The organism is Rheinheimera sp. MMS21-TC3 (assembly GCF_032229285.1).
Lineage (GTDB): Bacteria > Pseudomonadota > Gammaproteobacteria > Enterobacterales > Alteromonadaceae > Alishewanella.
Genome location: NZ_CP135084.1, coordinates 577,140 through 595,174, shown reverse-complemented (window position 1 = coordinate 595,174; position 18,035 = coordinate 577,140). Strand labels below are relative to the sequence as shown.

The 18,035-nt window shown below is 39.6% G+C and carries 14 protein-coding genes, 1 riboswitch and 1 other annotated feature; of the genes, 3 read left to right on the top strand and 11 right to left on the bottom strand.

The window, feature by feature from the left end; genetic code table 11:
* Positions 1-82: 82 nt before the first annotated feature.
* From RDV63_RS03105 to RDV63_RS03090, 4 genes are all read right to left on the bottom strand, one after another.
* Positions 83-2,962, bottom strand: coding sequence for an insulinase family protein (locus tag RDV63_RS03105; RefSeq protein WP_313908038.1), 2,880 nt, complete (start codon positions 2,960-2,962; stop codon positions 83-85).
* Positions 2,963-3,153: 191 nt separating this feature from the next.
* Positions 3,154-3,621: a bacterioferritin gene (gene bfr / locus RDV63_RS03100; protein WP_313908037.1), complete on the bottom strand. Its 468-nt coding sequence runs from the start codon at positions 3,619-3,621 to the stop codon at positions 3,154-3,156.
* 1 nt (position 3,622) lies between these two features.
* On the bottom strand, positions 3,623-4,096 hold the full coding sequence (bfr, locus tag RDV63_RS03095; protein WP_313908036.1) for a bacterioferritin: 474 nt from the start codon (positions 4,094-4,096) through the stop codon (positions 3,623-3,625).
* Between the two features lie 197 nt (positions 4,097-4,293).
* Positions 4,294-5,513 (bottom strand): IS3 family transposase gene (locus RDV63_RS03090; protein WP_409934816.1). Its coding sequence is split into 2 segments (ribosomal slippage): positions 4,294-5,219 and positions 5,219-5,513, totalling 1,221 coding nucleotides; the frame shifts between segments, so codons are not numbered across the junction.
* Positions 5,119-5,235 (bottom strand) — a sequence feature (AL1L pseudoknot). (Overlaps the previous gene by 117 nt.)
* 163 nt (positions 5,514-5,676) lie before the next feature.
* Between RDV63_RS03090 and RDV63_RS03085 the strand changes: the two genes are divergently transcribed.
* Positions 5,677-7,194 carry a S10 family serine carboxypeptidase-like protein gene (locus RDV63_RS03085; RefSeq protein ID WP_313908034.1) on the top strand — a complete coding sequence of 506 codons (1,518 nt, stop codon included), beginning with the start codon at positions 5,677-5,679 and terminating at the stop codon, positions 7,192-7,194.
* Between the two features lie 142 nt (positions 7,195-7,336).
* Here RDV63_RS03085 and RDV63_RS03080 read toward each other — a convergent pair whose 3' ends face one another.
* The 5 genes from RDV63_RS03080 to RDV63_RS03060 form a co-directional block, all read right to left on the bottom strand.
* Positions 7,337-9,457: a S9 family peptidase gene (locus tag RDV63_RS03080; protein ID WP_313908033.1), complete on the bottom strand. Its 2,121-nt coding sequence runs from the start codon at positions 9,455-9,457 to the stop codon at positions 7,337-7,339.
* 100 nt (positions 9,458-9,557) lie between these two features.
* Positions 9,558-10,430, bottom strand: a complete 873-nt coding sequence (locus RDV63_RS03075; RefSeq protein WP_313908032.1) for a phosphotransferase — start codon at positions 10,428-10,430, stop codon at positions 9,558-9,560.
* The gene (pnuC, locus tag RDV63_RS03070; RefSeq protein ID WP_313908031.1) at positions 10,376-11,026 is read right to left on the bottom strand and encodes a nicotinamide riboside transporter PnuC; all 651 of its coding nucleotides are present in this window, start codon (positions 11,024-11,026) and stop codon (positions 10,376-10,378) included. The genes RDV63_RS03075 and pnuC overlap by 55 nt, the downstream gene beginning before the upstream one ends.
* On the bottom strand, positions 11,023-11,271 hold the full coding sequence (locus tag RDV63_RS03065) for a hypothetical protein (protein ID WP_313908030.1): 249 nt from the start codon (positions 11,269-11,271) through the stop codon (positions 11,023-11,025). The genes pnuC and RDV63_RS03065 overlap by 4 nt, the downstream gene beginning before the upstream one ends.
* Before the next feature lie 12 nt (positions 11,272-11,283).
* Positions 11,284-13,383, bottom strand: a complete 2,100-nt coding sequence (locus RDV63_RS03060; protein ID WP_313908028.1) for a TonB-dependent receptor — start codon at positions 13,381-13,383, stop codon at positions 11,284-11,286.
* A 42-nt stretch (positions 13,384-13,425) separates the two neighbouring features.
* A riboswitch (TPP riboswitch) is annotated at positions 13,426-13,522 on the bottom strand.
* Between the two features lie 164 nt (positions 13,523-13,686).
* Here RDV63_RS03060 and RDV63_RS03055 point away from each other — a divergent pair.
* Complete coding sequence (locus RDV63_RS03055) at positions 13,687-14,505, top strand: nidogen-like domain-containing protein (RefSeq protein ID WP_313908027.1); 819 nt, start codon at positions 13,687-13,689, stop codon at positions 14,503-14,505.
* A 96-nt stretch (positions 14,506-14,601) separates the two neighbouring features.
* Here the strand turns inward: RDV63_RS03055 and RDV63_RS03050 are convergent, their stop codons facing one another.
* Positions 14,602-15,522 (bottom strand): porin, encoded by a 921-nt coding sequence (locus RDV63_RS03050; protein WP_313908026.1) that lies wholly within the window; start codon positions 15,520-15,522, stop codon positions 14,602-14,604.
* A 241-nt stretch (positions 15,523-15,763) separates the two neighbouring features.
* On the opposite strand from RDV63_RS03050, the gene RDV63_RS03045 reads away from it, so the two are divergent.
* Positions 15,764-16,651, top strand: a complete 888-nt coding sequence (locus RDV63_RS03045) for a cation diffusion facilitator family transporter (protein ID WP_313908025.1) — start codon at positions 15,764-15,766, stop codon at positions 16,649-16,651.
* Here the strand turns inward: RDV63_RS03045 and mgtE are convergent.
* Positions 16,646-17,989: a magnesium transporter gene (gene mgtE / locus RDV63_RS03040; RefSeq protein ID WP_313908024.1), complete on the bottom strand. Its 1,344-nt coding sequence runs from the start codon at positions 17,987-17,989 to the stop codon at positions 16,646-16,648. The genes RDV63_RS03045 and mgtE overlap by 6 nt on opposite strands.
* Between the last annotated feature and the right edge of the window lie 46 nt (positions 17,990-18,035).

Sequence of the window (18,035 nt, the reverse complement as noted above, 5' to 3'; positions counted from 1 at the left end):
GTAAGTGGTAATAATAAAAAGATAAGCCAAGCAAAACTGCTTGGCTTATCTAGTAACTAAATAGCCTTATGGAGAATAAAGCTTACTGTTTAGGCATAGTGCGCTGAAACTCAGCAATATCTGTAACTAATGTTTGCTTAGGTAAGTTAGCAAAAGGCTGTTGCTGAAATTTAGTGCCGCGCATTTGCACAGATATTCTAGCTGCATCAGGGTTTAACATTGTTTGCTGATAAAAGTCTTTAACATCAGCTAAACTAAGTTGCTCTACCGCTGTTATCAACTTTTGCTTACTATCAAAGTCAAATTTTTCTTGGTACCAGTCAGTTAAAAACGGCCCTACTTCTTGCTGCAAGTTTTTAGCTGGTTGTTTTAACGTGATTAAAGTACTGGCTTTAAACTGGTCAAATTGCTCTTCAGTTAAAGCTTTTAATTCAATAGCATATTGTTGTTTAAAACTATCAAATCTAGCTTGCATATCCACTACATTTTTTACCGGCGTTTGAATATACATAGCAAAGCCAACATAGTTATCAATTTTAGTTGCTGTACCACCAACAGCATAAGCAAGCTGCTCTTCAGTACGTAACTTATCAAAAGCAATATTACTAAAATGACTACTTAAAACAGTTGCACTGGCCAGCTGACGATAAGACGGCTCGGGATGAACATGCACATCCACTAATGCAACATCAGCAACATCAATATCCCGTTGGATAACTAATGTTTGGCCTGGTTGTGGTTGCCAATATGTAGTGGCATGGTAAGGCTGAGATACCCGCTCTTCTGGTAAAGCTTTATTTACTTCTGTTACTACTTGCTGTAGGTCGGCACTATCATAGTTACCAAAAGCAAATAAACGCAACTGGTTATGCTTAAGTGTTTGCTGCATAAACTGTTGCAGCTGCGCTAAGCTTATATTTTTCGCAGCAGTAACTAAAGCCTCTGATTCATAATTATCGCTACGGATCAGCTTATTATAAGCATTAAAAGCCTGAGAATAAGGGAACTGCTTAGACTGATTTTGCACGCCTCTAATAAAGCGGTCTAACGCTTGATTAAAGCTTTGCAAATCAACATTTACAGCTAAACCCGCTAAAGCCTGCTTCACTAATTCAGGTTGTTTATCCGTAAAACCAGAAACAGTTAAAATTAAACCATTAGCTTCACTTAACCCCATGTACATGCCAGCTATAGATGCTTCTGTAGCTAAGGCACTTTGCTCCAAATTGTAAAGATCACGCCATAACGCCAGCATTACTCTGGCATTCACCCCCAGCTGACCGCTATTGCTATTAACTAGTAAAGTTAAAGTACCTTTAGGTTGATGACTAAACTGCTGACTGGGGTATAACCATGCTTTAATAGCATTCTGCTCAACTTCAAGTTTAGGCTTATCTTGTTCGGCATTTTGTTTAATTGCAAAATTTTCAGGCAATAAACGGTTTACACTAGGTAAAGCTAGAGCTAGTGATTCTGCATGCTTCCAGCTTTGCTGCTCTTCAGCGCTAATATCAACAATTTTATATTTACCATCATAAAAATGCAGTTCACTATCACTTGGCTCTTGCTTACTAATATACCAAATACGTAAGCGCTCTGGTGTTAATTGCTGCAATACTTGATGCACTGCAGCAGCATCAAATTTTTGATAATAATAGTTAGCATTAATAGCATGTTTTGCCGGCACTTTTTGCATAGCATCGGTTAAGCTAGACACATAACTAAATTCATCGCTTTTCTCTAAAAAACGAAATCTGTTATTTAAACTAGTTTGAATCTCGCTGAAGTATTTACTATCAACGCCTTCACGCTTAATTAAATCGATATATTGCATAATAACGGCAACAATACCTTCACGATTTTGCATGCCCATATCGGTTAAATTAATATCAACACTCAAAGAGCCATAGTTACCATAAGCCTCGGCAGAAGTGCTAACGTTTAACCCAGAAATTAAGCCCATTTCTTTTAATTTTTGCGCTGGACTGCCAGGCATTTCTGAGCCCAACAAATAACTAATAAACTCATTAGGTTTAACTGCATACTGATCCGCATTATTATCAATTGTGAAATCAATACGCAGCTGTTTTACATCAGCATTAGGCACATAATGAATACGCTTACCTGCAAACTGACTAAAATCTAATTTATCGGTTACGCTAGGTTTAGTGATATTTTTATTTTTAATGCTAGCAAAATGCTTTTGTGCCAATTTTTCCATTTCAGCTAAAGGTAGGTTACTAATTAAAGCTACTTTCATAATATTTGCTGAATAATACTTATTATAAAACTCTACCGTCTCTGCATGTAATTGACTGTGCTTTTTATCACCTAGAGTTTCTAAGTTACCAATTAAAAAACGATTAGCCGTATGGTCGCCCATCATGCTGCGTGCCAAATTGTATTGGCCAAAAAAATCCATCTCGCGACGCATTGACCATTCTGCATTTACCGCATTTTTTTCTTTATCGGTATACTCTGGATACAACATTGGTGCTTTAAAAAAGTCTGAAAAACGATCTAAGGCTTCATCATAAACATCGTTATTAACTTTAAACATATAGTTAGTAATATCTAACCAAGTATAAGCGTTTTGAGCGCCGCCATGCTTAGTCATAAACTCGCTATAACCTTTAGTATCAGGGTAGCGCTCAGTACCTAAAAACAGCATATGCTCTAAGTAATGTGCCATACCTTGCTGGCTCATTGGATCTTGTAATATACCTACACCTACACTTAAGGCTGCTGCCGACTTTTCTGCTGTCGGATCAGAGACTAGCATCACTTCTAGTTTATTATTTAAAGTTAATACTTTATAAGCGCGTTGATCATTAGGACTAGTAATAACGTCGACTTGCTGTTGTTGAAACTGACTGTTTTGTCTATCCGTTGCACTTTGCTCAGTAGCACAGCCTGCTAGTACAGCTAAAGCAACTGCACTTACCATAAGAATCTTTTTCATTTAGATACCATATTTTATGTGGGTCGAAAAAAAGTGTGAATATAGCCTACTTTAACCAAGCAGCAAAGATAGTGCTAGTCAGCCGTAGTATTGCTTTGTAATAAAGTGTGTCAAAGATTAGCTAACAGTATTATTACATTAGAAACAAAAAGCCGGTATGTAAACCGGCTTTTTTTCATCTGTTATTTTATTTACATTTGCGACTGTAAATAATTAGATAAACCTAACAATTTTATTAGTTTTAATTGTTGCTCTAGCCAATGGGCATGGTCTATTTCAGTGTCATCTAATAAAGTGAGTAAAATATCACGGCTAACATAGTCTTGCTCTTGCTCGCACAACGCCATAGTTTCTTTTAATAGCTTAGCTACTGCGTATTCTACATTTAAGTCATTTTGCAGCATTTCCGGTACGTCTTTACCAACATGAATAGCATCACGTTTTGTTAAATCTGGCGTTCCTTCTAGAAACAAAATCCGCTCAATTAATGCTGAAGCATGGCCTTTTTCGTCTTCAAATTCATGGTCAATTCGGGCAAATAACTTTTGTAAACCCCAATCTTCATACATACGCGAGTGAATAAAATATTGATCCATTGCCGCTAATTCATTAGCTAATAGCCTATTAAGTGCAGAAATAATCTTAGTATTACCTTTCATATTATTCTCCTCCTAATTGGGCTTGTAGATAATTCGCTAAACCTAATGCTTTAATTTGATGTTGCTGTGTTTCTAGCCAATCTAAATGGCCTTCTTCATATTCAAGTATCTCGGTCAAAATATCGCGGCTTACATAATCTTGTTCAGTTTCACACAAGGCAATAGCCTGTCGTAATAACGGGAATTGCTCCAGTTGAAACTCAAGATCACACTGCATCATTTCAGCAGTATCTTCACCTATACGTAATTTACCTAAGGCTTGTAAATTTGGTAAACCTTCTAACATTAAAATCCGCTCTATTAACTTGTCTGCTTGCTTCATATCTTTAATAGACTTTTTATAACAGGCATCATTTAAAGCTTGTAAGCCCCAATTTTTATAAATTCGAGCATGTAAGAAATATTGATTTATAGAAGTTAATTCGCCAGTCAGTACTTCATTTAACTTAGCCAGAACCTTAGGGTTACCTTGCATAACTTCTCCTTTTCATAACAATTAATAAATTTATAGTCACATAGTAGTACAGAAACCAAGGCTTAGCAAAAATAGCCTATACATCAACAAGATATTATTGATAATAATTCGTGTTACTAACACTATTAGTCCAGCTATGTTTTATTAAAAATAGGCTTTGAATCGCCCCGAGTTCATCGGAGACCAGTTTGTTTAAGTCAGGCCACTTTACCTGACTCGTTTAAATTATCATAGTAGTCTGTTTCATATTGAGCTGGTGAAATATACCCAATTGAAGATAATAGGCGTTGATTATTAAACCAATTGACCCACTCTAACGTTGCGTATTCAACAGCATCAACATTCTTCCACGGGCCATTTCTGCGAATAATCTCTGTTTTAAATAATCCATTTATTGTTTCAGCCAATGCATTGTCATAAGAGTCACCCACACTGCCTACAGACGCTTGAATTCTAGCTTCAGCAAGTCGCTCAGTGTATCGTATAGACAAATATTGGCTGCCTCTGTCGCTGTGGTGAATTAACCCTTCGGGGTTGCCACGATGCCAAATAGCTTGCTCTAACGCATCAAGAATAAGCTCTGTGTGCATTGTCGTTGATACACGCCAACCTACAATGTATCGTGAAAAAACATCTATCACGAAAGCGACATAAACAAACCCACTCCATGTGGCAACATAGGTGATGTCAGCTACCCAAAGTTGATTTGGCTGCTCAGCAGTAAATTGACGATTAACTAAATCAAGTGGCTTATCTTGTTGCTCGTCAGGTATCGTTGTCTTATGTGCTTTACCCCGACGAACACCTTGAATTCCCATAACTCGCATCAATCGTTCGACTGTACAGCGGGCGACTTGATGGTCGTCAAGCTGTAGCTGCTTCCATATTTTTCTTGCACCATAAACTGACATATTATCCTCCCACACTTCGCGAATGAGTATTATCAGCTCAGCATCACGCTTTTTGCGGTTAGACAGTAGCTCAGGCTCTCTTTGTATCTGTTTATGAGAATAATACGTTGATGGTGCAATCGGCAATTCCTTGCAAATTGACTCGACACCGTAATGCTCTCTGCAAGCATCAATAAAATCCACTGTTACTTCTGTTTGCGGTCGAGCTCCGCTTGGGCGAAAAAAGCGGCAGCTTGCCTCAGGATATCATTCGTTCGCTTGAGCTCTTTATTCTCGCGCTCTAAGGCGGCAAGGCGTTCTTCAGTTGATTGCGTATTAGAAGAGGGTTTAGACGGTTGAGCTTGAGATTTCTTGACCCATGCTCTAAGTGTTTCTGGGGTACATCCCAGTTTATCTGAAATCGATACTAGCGCAGCCCAAAGAGAAGGGTATTCATGCTGTTGTGTGGTAACAAGCCTAATTGCACGTTCACGAAATTCTGATGTATAGCGATTTGATTTTTTCATAGTTCCAGTTTCTCAAGTTATTGAGTCTCTGGCAAACACGGGGCGATTCACTTGCTCTACATTAACTGAGTTTTTGCGTGATTAGTCTCAACACTTTTGTAATTTGAAAAAATTTACGGTACACCTTACATGGAACTAATAAGATAAATACATAGGAATAACTATGCAATTAAATACCATGCCAATAGTAAAGTCGCTATTACTTGTGCTTCTACTAGGTAGCAGTCAAGTATTTGCTACTGAACGCCAAATTGAAATTGATAGTAGTGTTGTGACTAAACATAAAACCAGCGTCAATGGTAAACGTTTTGAGTATACCGCAACTACAGGTACTCAACCGGTATGGAACGAAGACGGCGAACCAACCGCCACTTTGTTTTATACCTATTATCAACGCTCAGATATTAAAGATCGCAGTAAGCGCCCTTTATTAATGTCTTTTAACGGCGGCCCAGGTTCAGCTTCAGTTTGGATGCATGTTGCTTACACTGGTCCTAAGTCATTAAATGTAGATGACGAAGGCTATCCAGTACAGCCTTACGGTGTAAAAACTAACCCATACTCAGTATTAGATGTGGCTGACATTGTTTTTATTAACCCAGTAAATACTGGCTATTCGCGCGTATTACCAAATAAAGACGGCAAAATGCCCAGTAAAAGTGAACAACAAAAAATGTTCTTTGGTGTTAATGCTGACGTAAAATATTTAGCAGAATGGTTAAATACCTTTGTTACCCGCAACGAGCGTTGGCAGTCACCTAAGTTTTTAATTGGTGAAAGCTACGGTACAACCCGCGTATCAGGTTTAGCTTTAGCCCTACAAAATCAGCAATGGATGTATCTAAACGGCGTAGTACTTGTATCACCTACGGATCTTGGCATTAAACGTGACGGTCCAGTCGATGCGGCAAACAGACTTCCCTACTTTGCAGCTACTGCTTGGTATCATAAAGCCTTAACTCCCGAGTTACAGCAAAAAGATTTATACGATATTTTGCCTGAAGTAGAAGACTTCACTATTAATCAATACTTACCCGCTTTAGCTAAAGGTGCTTTTATTTCTGAGCAAGAAAAACAACAGATTGCCGCTAAAGTAGCTGCCTATTCAGGCTTATCAGTTAAAACCGTATTACAGAATAACTTGGATATAAGCCCAGCTTTTTTCTGGAAAGACTTGCTACGCGAACGCGGCCAAACCGTCGGCCGGTTAGATTCACGTTATTTGGGTATCGATAAGCAAGAAGCTGGTAGCCGTCCAGATTATAATGCCGAACTAACCTCTTGGTTACATTCTTTTACTCCGGCAATTAACTACTACTTACGTGCTGAGTTAAATTATAAAACCGATATCAAATATAATATGTTTGGTCCAGTACATCCTTGGGATCGTTCAGGTGATAACACCGGTGAAAACCTGCGCCAAGCCATGGCACAAAACCCCTATTTAAAAGTATTAACTCAGTCAGGTTATTATGACGGAGCAACCAATTACTTTGATGCTAAATACAATATGTGGCAACTTGATCCAAGCGGTAAAATGAAAGATCGTTTAAGCTTTAAAGGCTATCGCAGTGGTCATATGATGTATCTAAGGCGTGCAGATTTAGAGCAATCGAATCAAGATTTACGTGAATTCATTTTAGATGCTATTCCAGCAGAAGGTGTTGCAGCTAAGTACTAGTGAGTGCATAGTGTTAAGTGTTAAGTGTTAAGTGCTTAATAATGAGTGTTTAGTAAAAAGCCGAGCTGGATTAATCTAGCTCGGCTTTTTTATTTAACTGTGACTTAGTCGCAGCGGCTTAGTCACAGTTACTTTATTAACACTACTTAGATTGCTCTAACAAATTAAGTATAAAAGCATATTCTTGGGCATATTCTGCCAAGCGTGAAAAACGTCCCGACTTACCACCATGGCCTGCTTCCATATTTACTTTAAACATTAGCGGCTGATCACTAGTGTTATGGGTACGTAACTTGGCTACCCATTTTGCTGGCTCAAAGTATTGTACTTGCGAGTCATGCAGCCCTGTTGTCACTAACATTGCTGGATAGGCTTGGCGCTTAACTTGGTCATAAGGCGAGTATGACAACATATAATCATAATACTCTTTCTGCTTTGGATTGCCCCACTGGTCAAACTCATTGGTCGTTAATGGAATGCTTTCATCTAACATAGTTGTTACTACATCAACAAAAGGCACATGAGCCACTAAACCACGGTATTTTTCCGGTGCCATATTGGCAATAGCGCCCATTAATAAACCCCCAGCACTGCCGCCCATGGCAAAGACTTTATCTTTAGCAACATAGTTATTAGCAACTAAATAATCAGTAACAGCAATAAAGTCAGTAAAGGTATTGATTTTATTTAGCAACTTACCGTCTTCGTACCACTGCCGGCCCATTTCTTGACCACCACGAACATGGGCAATAGCATAGACAAAGCCCCGATCAACCAAAGATAATACAACAGAGCGGAAGCTAGGATCGGAAGAACTACCATAAGAGCCATAAGCATACTGATACAGAGGCGCAGTGCCATTAGGCTTAAAGTCTTTGCCATATAATAAAGATACAGGGACTTTGGTTCCATCAGTCGCCGTAGCCCATACTCGTTCTGTTTTATAGTTGCTTGAATCAAAGCCACCTAATACTTCTGTTTGTTTTAATAGCTGTTTTTCACCCGTTTTCATGTTTAACTGATAAATACGCTCAGGCGTCGTTAATGAACTATAGCTATAACGTAAATAGTCAGTATTTGGTTCTATATTATTCTCTAAATAAGTAACATAAGCAGCTTCATCTGATGCAACATAAAAGGCTTTTTGAGGTTCAGACCAGGGCATGACTTTTAAGCGACGTAAGCCATTACTTCGCTCGTTTATTACTAAAAAGTTAGTAAAAACTTCATAATCTTCAATAAAAACATCTTTATCATGATTAATTAATGGCTGCCAATTATTACGATCACCAATTTTATCAGCAGTCACACTCATTAACCTAAAGTTAGGCGCATCCCAATCGGTACTTATTATCCAACGGTCATTAATATGGCTAGCAGAATATTGAAAGTCACGCTGCCTTGGCGCTAACACTTTAAATTCATTATCTGGCTTAGAAGCATCTTGTACTCGCATCTCGGTAGACACGGTACTGCCTAAGTAAATAACCACATAATTGTTATCACCGCTGTTGCCTACACCCATATAAAAACTGTTATCTTTTTCTTCGTATACCAGTTGAGCATTAGCGACATCTTGACCCAAAGTATGCCTTAACACTTTGGTTGTGAGTAAGGTTACAGGATCATTTTGTATTACAAATAAGGTTTTATTGTCTTTTGACCAAGCAATACTACTCGATAAACCGGTCATTTCATCGGGTAAGTTTTTACCTGTACGTAAGTCTCGAACTTTTAATGTGTATTGCCTACGACCGCTAGTGTCTTCCATGTAGGCCAGCAAGTTTTGGTCTGGGCTAACCTTCAAATTAGCCACTTGATAAAAGTCACTATCACCTGCTAATTGGTTAACATCTAACATTACCTGCTCAGTGCCATCTTGTAATGACTTACGCAGATAAATTGGATATTCCTTGCCCGCATCAAAGCGACTGTAATAGCTATAATCGCCTTTTGTATAAGGTAATGAGCTATCATCTTGTTTAATACGGCCAACAATCTCATCGGTTAACTTGTCTGTTAACTCCTGATATTTAGCACTATATTGCTCAAAATAATTATTTTCACGATATAAATAATCTAATACTGTTGCAGAAGTTCTACTGTCATCACGCAACCAATAATAAGGGTCTTGACGGTCACCATTCGGCGATGTGACGGTATAAGGTTGTTGTACTGCAATCGGTGCGCTTGATTCGGCAGCCGACAACCCAAAACAGCTAATACCGCTAAGGCAAAGCAGGGTTAAAACTTGTTTATGCATTATTTTCTCTCCAATATATGCTACAACGAAAGTTAACATAAACAATACTGCAAGCCCAATAAGATCAGCCTTAAATTGTAACCGAGTATTGCTTAAGCCATCACTGTCGAGTCAAATAAACTAAGCGTTGTTGCCATAACAAGGCTTCTGCCTCATAACCCGGTATAGATAAATACCAGAGCCAACAAAAGCCACAATAAAGTTGTTTGGCTAAAGACATTTTTACGCTTAGACTATCTAATAAGCTAGCCTCTTGCCGTTGCTGACAATACTCTACAAGCAACTGCTGCTGTTCGGCTGAATTAAGATTAAAGTGGACACTAATAGCGGCTAAATCTAAGCTACTATCAGCTAGCTGGCTATATTCAAAATCCAGTAACCAGAGTCGACCATTCGCCCATAATAAATTATCAGCATGCAAATCTAGATGGCAAAGTACTATGTCTTCAGGTAATTCAGCAAACTGCTTAGCCACCATTAACAATTGAGCAGTTAATTTGCTATCCAGTAAGCTTTGATTTGCAATGAAGTCCATTTGCAATCGCAAGTAATCTTCTACTTGCAAAACCGAGGTAAGAACAGTTATTTGATGCAAACTTGCTAGGCTCTGTATTAGCTGCTGACTACTATGCTGATGATAATTAAAGGCTTCACCACCGCTAATGTAATCACTAATCATTATCTGTAAATGGTTATTTAAGCACAGTGGTGCTGGTGCTAACCCATTAGCTGCCGCTGCATGCTGTATGGTTAGTTCTTGTTGCCGACACTTATACTGCTTTGGCGGGTAACAACGTAATACGTATTCAGCCCGTTCGGTAGTAACATGATAGCTTTGGTTGCTTTGACCATGAGATAATGGCTGAATATGTTGCACTTGCTGATTAGCAAAAAACTCTAATTGCTTACACAGCTGCGCTATGCGCTGGCAGTCATATCTAGTGGCTGCTGTTGTAAAAAGTGATGACGCCACGCAAAATACCCTATAATTGCGATAATGGTATACAGCATAAACAAGCCAGTGAGAAAATACAGGTGCTTTTGTGCATAAACATAAATAGACACTGCATCTATCACCACCCAATAAAGCCAATTAGAGACTAATTTACGAGTAACTAACCAAGTTGCCATCACACTAAAAGCGGTAGTTTGCGCATCTAAGTAGGCAAAGTCAGCTTGAGTATGACCAGCCATAGCATAACCCAGGCCTAACCCCGCTATAGCAGTAATAGCTATTAGTTTAACATGGCATTGCCAAGACCATTCATACACAGGTGCTTGCTCGCCAGCTTCGACACTGGCTTTAGCGCTTTGTTTTAGCTGTTGCCAACGCCACCAACCATAAACGGCCATACCGGCGTAATAGAGTTGCAAAATAGCATCCGACAATAACGCCGAATGCCACATTACTTGAGTGAATAAAATCGTACTAAGTAAAGCCGCAGGCCAACACCATAAGCTTTGCTTTAAAGCTAATATAACATAAGCCAGCGCCAGTAAAGTTGCTATTAGTTCAACACTTTGCATTAACTGCCAATCGGCAATAGCTTTACTTAGCAACTCACTCATGGCCTTAAATCACCATGTAAAAACTTACAAACAAAGATAACTTTGCCGTATTTTTCAAATGACCATTTAATACATTCCTGTAAGGCCTGCATCACTTCATCATAGTCACCAAACATTTGGGTGCTTAAGGTATTGGTTAACACCAAAATAGAAGGGTAACCATTTAATTGCTCAATAAAGCCTTTAATTGGGGTTAGGTAATCATCAGCTAAAGGGTAGCTGCTTATTTCTACGGTTAGTTTCATTATTACCCCCTATTAGAATTGATAACTGGCAGTAACACCAACACGGCGAGGTTCGGCAAACTGCTCATAAGTGTGAGGCTCATAACCGTCACGCGGATCATTACCAAAGTAAAAACCACGCACGCCAATATCTTTATCTAGCGCATTACGGCTCCACAGCGCAATATTCCAGTGCGGTAATTGATAACTTAGACGTAAATTAACTAACTCATAGCGAGAAGAGCGCGCATTATGGCCATCAGAATAGAAGAAGCTATCTTTGCCTTGCAGACTAATATTAAAAGTCAGTGGTTCAGAAATATACCAATCTGCTGCGACACTATATTGGAAGCGCGGTGACTGTGCTTGTTCGCGGCCGGTGAATAAATCACCCGCTAAAGTTGTGTAATCTCCTAACTTAGTTTTTAACCAACTTGCGCTAACAAAAAGCGCCAGCTGTGGATGCAGTTGCAGCCGGTTTTCTACTTCAATACCGTAGTTACGACCACTACCGGCATTATCAATAAAACCAGCGAATTGCGGGCCACTGTCTGGGTTTAACCAGCCTTTAACCTGCATATCTTTACGCCACATGTAAAATGCCGCCACCCGAGCAATAATGCTTTGATCCAGCGCACTGCCTTTAACACCAAATTCTGCGTTATATAAGGTTTCAGGCGCAAAACTCGCCTTGCTGTTTAATTCAGGTAAATTGCCGCCACTAGCTTTAGCTAAGGCATCACCATTTACACCGCCTACTTTATAGCCCCGTGATGCTAATAAATAAATTAAGGCTTGTTGGTTTACCTGATAATTAAAGCTGACTTTAGCGCCCCACATAGTATCGTGATTACGAATATCATTACCGCTAGTATCAGCATAAGCATCGTCATAACGCTCTACCCGTAGGCCTGAAATAACACTCCACTCATCATTTAATGGTGTAGTTATTTCGCCGTAAGTAGCCATGTTTTTACGCTTTAATTGATTTGAAAATTGTGCGGGTTGCCATAAGTCCCAATCCCACGACTGGCGAGTTAAGCGAAAGTTTTTATTAGTAGCATAAATGCCAAATACCCAATCACTATTACCTAACTTGCCTGCTGGCGTTGACACTAAACGATAGTCGGCACTTACTTGTTCACGATCACGTAAATATCTATCTGTAGTTGCATATTCGTCTGGATGAATCCCTTCGTAGCTCCAATCTTCATCAAAACCATAATCACTATCCGAGTTTAACCAGCTGACTTGACCAGAAGCGGTAAAGTATTTAACGCCAGTATATTCAGCTTGTAATGCTAAGGCTTTGCTACGAATAATATCTTGGCCTGGATTATCAGATAAAGTAGTGCGGTTTTGATCCAAAGAGAAAGCGTCGAAGCCATTATCTTGATCAACAAAATGACTGACTAATTGCAACATTAAGTGCTCAGTTGCTTGCATACGCAATTTAAAGCGACCGGTAAATTCATCAATATTGTTGGTATCTTTACGATTTAAATAGGCATTTTCCATAAAGCCATCAGACGACTGCTGCTCTAACGAAACACTATAACCTAGCTGATTATTAATGGCGTTACTGTAAAAACCAGCAACTTGGTAGCTATTATAATCAGCTAAAGTAGCACTAAACTTACCTTCAGCTATGTCTGATGGCCCTTTCGTTGTTAAGTTAAGCATACCCGCTAAGGCATTTGCGCCAAATCGCGTTGCTTCAGGGCCACGAAATAGTTCTAATTGCGCTAAATCATGAATACCACTAATACCCATACCTGAATAATCAATACCGTCTATTAAAATGCCCACAGATGGATTAATGGTATCAACATATTCACTGCGCTCACCCACACCTCGTACTTGTAAGTAACGTCCCCGTGATGCGCCAGCGGTAAAGTTAATATTGGCAAATTGATGTAGTAAATCATCTAAGTGTTGAGCAGAAGTGCGCTTAGCATCTTCATCGCTAAGTACAGCAACGCTGCCAGAGATTTGTTGTACTGAATGACGTCTAAAGTCACCTTGTACTTCAATTCTTTCCAACGTCGTTGCGGTATCAGAATGAGTTTCATCAGCAATGGATATTGCAGGAATAGCCATTATCAGGGTGATTAAACTAGGTATTAAGCGCATATTTTGTATAGATCTCCGTTATTAGAGAGAGATCATACCGGCATGAGGAGTCAGCACCATCCCTCCGCCGGTATGATCCGGATCAGGTTCTTAGGGTTCGCCTCTTGGCATCTCAGCAATTGCACCCCTTGGTTGCGCGGCAAGTGTATAGCTTTTTACTAGCCGCTGCAATATTAGCCTTGCACTGACAGGAATTTTTACAAAATAAAAAGCCGATTATTTTTTAACAATTAAAACAATAACTTAAAGACTGATTTAATTATTGCTTATTATGGCGCGAAATAATAACTATATGGAGTAAAAATGCTAAAAAAGACTCTTGCAACTGGCTTGATTGCTCTTTCTCTATCTGCCCCTGCTTTTAGCAGTGCTATTATTAATGACAATACTTTAGCCGCTAACGATGATGGTTCAACAGGACCAGTTTCTATAGGGTTTAGTGTAGACTTTTTTGGTTTAGTATTTAATGATTTATTTGTCAACAATAACGGCAACATTACTTTTGACTCCACGCTTTCTGCATATACCCCTTTTGACTTAACATCAACTGGCCAGCAAAATATTGCTCCATTCTTTGCTGACGTTGATACCCGAAACAATCGCAGTGAAGTCACTTATGGCACTGGCACTTTTAGTGGTTTTAATGCTTTTGGCGTCAACTGGGTGAACGTAGACTATTTTGCTAGCAACCAAGATCACACTAACTTTAATAGTTTCCAATTAATTTTAGTAGAAAGAAGTGACTTTGCTGTCGGTGATTTCGACATAGTTTTTAACTATGACAATATTCTGTGGGAAGCAGGTACCGCTAATGATTCAGATGAAAATGGCTTAGGCGGATTTTCTGCTCGTGCAGGCTTTTCAAATGGTACAGGCGCAGCTGGTACCCAGTTTGAGATGCAAGGCTCAGCAATCAATGGCGCTTTTTTAAATGGTGGCCCTAACGCCTTAATTAGCAACCGTTATAACAGTACCGTTGATGGCCGTTATATCTTTAGCGTCCGTAATGGTAACGTTATTACTGACCCAGAGCCAAACCCAGTTCCAGAATCGGGCACCTTAATTTTAATGGTTACAGGCTTAATGCTTGTTAGTAGCAGAAAGTTTCTGAAAAAGAAATAAAAGTATTAGCAGTTTAGATATTGTTTTGAAGTGTAAAGCTAAAGCATGCTACTTTATTACAACTGCCGCGCTGTCCTAGCGCGGCAGTTGTTTACATTAAAACTGATGACTTACACCAACAGCAAGATAATTAGTATCTTCAGTCAGGTCAAAATCAAAACTTGAATACCATGCATAAACCTTGGTATTTTTTCCCAGTTTATAATCCACTCCCAAGCTAGCACCATTGTCATCTTCCATAACTTGATACTGGGTTTTAAAAGTAAAGTTTTGCCAAGGGTAAGCTAAGCCTACTAAGTAGCCATCTTTCTCCACTTTAGTGGCTACTTCTTCTTGGTGTTGATACATTGTATTGACAATAAAATCAGCCACCTTAAATTGCACGGTAGCCCGTACTACATCGTAGCCTTTTACTTCACTATCAAAGGCCAGTGCTGTATAAAAGTTACGTTGTTTTAACGCTGCATCGCCATAATGCACTCCGACAGAATAAGCATCATCTGCATCCTTGGCATCAGCAATAATATAAGTTAGTTGCGCGCCAAAACCTGAAAAATTAGGAGTTAAATAACTAATTGAATCGTTAGCTCGGTTTTCACCTTGCCATAAATGTTTAACGTCTGCTTCATAGTCATTAAACAGATCGGTCTTTCCTTGCGACACTTTAAGTGCAGTATCGTGTCTACCTAGTCGCACTTCACCAAAATTACCTTTAATGCCTACATACTGATTACGTGATTTAATATTTTTTTCATTGCTCTCATCTGAGACATCAACTTGCCATTCCAGCTTATATACTAGGCTTAAACCATTGTCTAAAGCATAATCTCCCTTAACACCAAACCGTGAAGAATTACTTTTTAATTCAGTAAAGCGGCCCTCGCCTTCATCACTAGATTGCAAGGATACATCCACCTTACCGTAAAGCTGTACTGGTTCGGCTTGGCTAAACCCACTATATGTAGCTATTGCAAAAACACTAGCAATACAAGTCGCTAAGCTTTTAGTTGTTGTCATATAATATTACCTATATTGGTCATAATAAGTGCGCTAAACATTCTGACTAGCTGCATTTCATCAAACATTGAGTGGGTATTTTATAAATATTATATGACACTTGTATGACAATAAACGCTGAAATCTAAATAAGTACCCCTAAAAATTTGCTCACGAATAGTAAATTATCAAGCAGACAAATATGACTTTAGCTCAGTGCTACTTTACACTAGTTCGTATCACTGCTTTTTTACGGTCTGTTATGCTAAATCTGTCACCACGTCAATTATTACTGCTTTCACTAATGGCTGCCTTTGCTACTATGGCGCTAAAAGGAATAGCTTGGCATCTCACCGGCTCTGTTGGTTTTTTATCAGATGCACTAGAGTCCTTAGTTAATGTTGCCGGCGCTGGCTTTGCTTTATTTATGGTAACTTTAGCCCAGCGCCCAGCTGACGATAATCACCCTTATGGCCATAGCAAAGCAGAATATTTATCAGCCGCTTTTGAAGGCGGTATGATTTTATTAGCTGCTTTAGCTATAGCTGTTACCGCCATAGAGCGTTTAATTAACCCCCAACCTATTGCTGATTTAGGCATAGGTACAGTATTAATTGTCTTAGCTAGCATAATAAATTTAGCGGTTGGTTTATTGTTGTTGCGTGGTGGCCGCTTGCATTATTCACCGGCATTAGAAGGTGATGGCAAACATTTAATGACCGATGTCTGGACTACAGTAGGCGTTGTAGTGGGTGTTAACTTGGCTATGCTAACAGGCTATACTTGGCTTGACCCTATCGTCGCTATTGGTGTTGCTTTGCATATTTTGCATGAAGGCTGGCAAATTTTATATAAAGCCAGTAATGGCTTGATGGACCAAGCCTTATCTGATGAACGCATTGCGGAAATAGAGCAAGTGCTTGGTCAGTTTAGCTGCCATAACGTCTTTTTTATTAACTTAAGAACCCGCGCTGCTGCCACCTTACAGTTTGCTCAGGCCGATATGCAGGTGCCTAAAGATTGGACGGTACAACGCGCCCATCAAGTAGCGGATGAAGCAGAACAAGCATTACAAGCTATAGGAGTAGAGTTAGCAGTACATATAGAGCCACACTACGCGCATGGCCCTATAGATCAGACAACTTTATAACCCCAAATACCAAGTGGCGATAGAAAAGTACAGTACTACCCCTGCAACGTCGGCAATAGAGGTAATTAATGGCCCACTTGCCGTAGCAGGGTCAAGTTTAAATTTACTTAATAAAAACGGTAACGACAACCCAATTAAGCTACCTGCCAGCACCACTAGCATCATAGTTAATGCCACTACAACAGCAATATCATAACCGCCTCGCCACCAGCCTAAACCTACTACCGAGCCAGCCATCGTTAGCCCAAGCAGGCCTGCCACTATGCACTCTTTGCCCAGTAATGCGCCCCAGTCACGCAATTTAATCTCACCGGTAGCTAAAGCCCTTACCATCAAAGTACCTGACTGGGCGCCTGCATTACCACTACTGCCTATTAGTAAAGGTAAAAAGAATAATAAAGCAATATGTTCTGATATTGTCCCTTCGTAAAAGGCAATACCCGCCCCAGAAAAAATATTACCAAAGACCAAAATAACTAACCAAAATACCCGTTTACGATACAGCAGTAGAATGCCAGCATCTTTAACACTTATTTCTAACTTACCTATGGTTGCCGTTTTATGGAAGTCCTCTGTCGCCTCTTCAGCCACAACGTCCATCGCATCATCATAAGTAACAATCCCGACCATTTGATTATCTTTATTAATAATAGGTAAGGCTAATAAGTCATACTTTGAAATTAATGAAGCTATTTCTTCTTGCAATGTATCAACACTGGCAAAAATTGGTACGTGGTTCATTAGCTCTTCAATGCGCATAGTCACAGGTGCTAAGATTAAATCTCGTAGTGACACTACACCTATTAAGTGCCGATCACGGTCAACCACATAAGCAGAATAAATAGTTTCTTTATCGGGCGCTTCTCGGCGTAGCACGTCCATGGCTTGGGCTACGGTAATTTCAGCCGCTAACATAGCGTAATCAGACGTCATAATAGCGCCAGCAGTACCTTCCTCATGCGAAGATAAATGCAGCAAATCTTCACGCTCAGCTAAAGCTAAAGCCGGTAATAGGGTTTCTCGTTGCTCTTCACTTAAGCGATTAAATAAATCAGCACGTTCATCTGATGACATTTGGCGAATAATAGGAGATAACCGGCGCCGACTAATCCGAATAGACAGTTCAACTTGTACTTCTGGTGGTAAATAACCAAATATTTTAGCCTGATCTGATCTAGGCTGAACACTCAGCAGTGTCCATAAATCGTTGATAGGAAACTCAATAATAGCACTAGCATAATCTGCAGGGTGAATATCTTCTAACTGCTCACGCATTAAATGCACAGTATCTGTTTCTAGCGCAAGGCGAAGGGTCTCAATTAATGCAGGTAGTTCCATAGCAACCTCTTACAGTACAGGCTGAGTAAGGCTATGGATGCGGTCA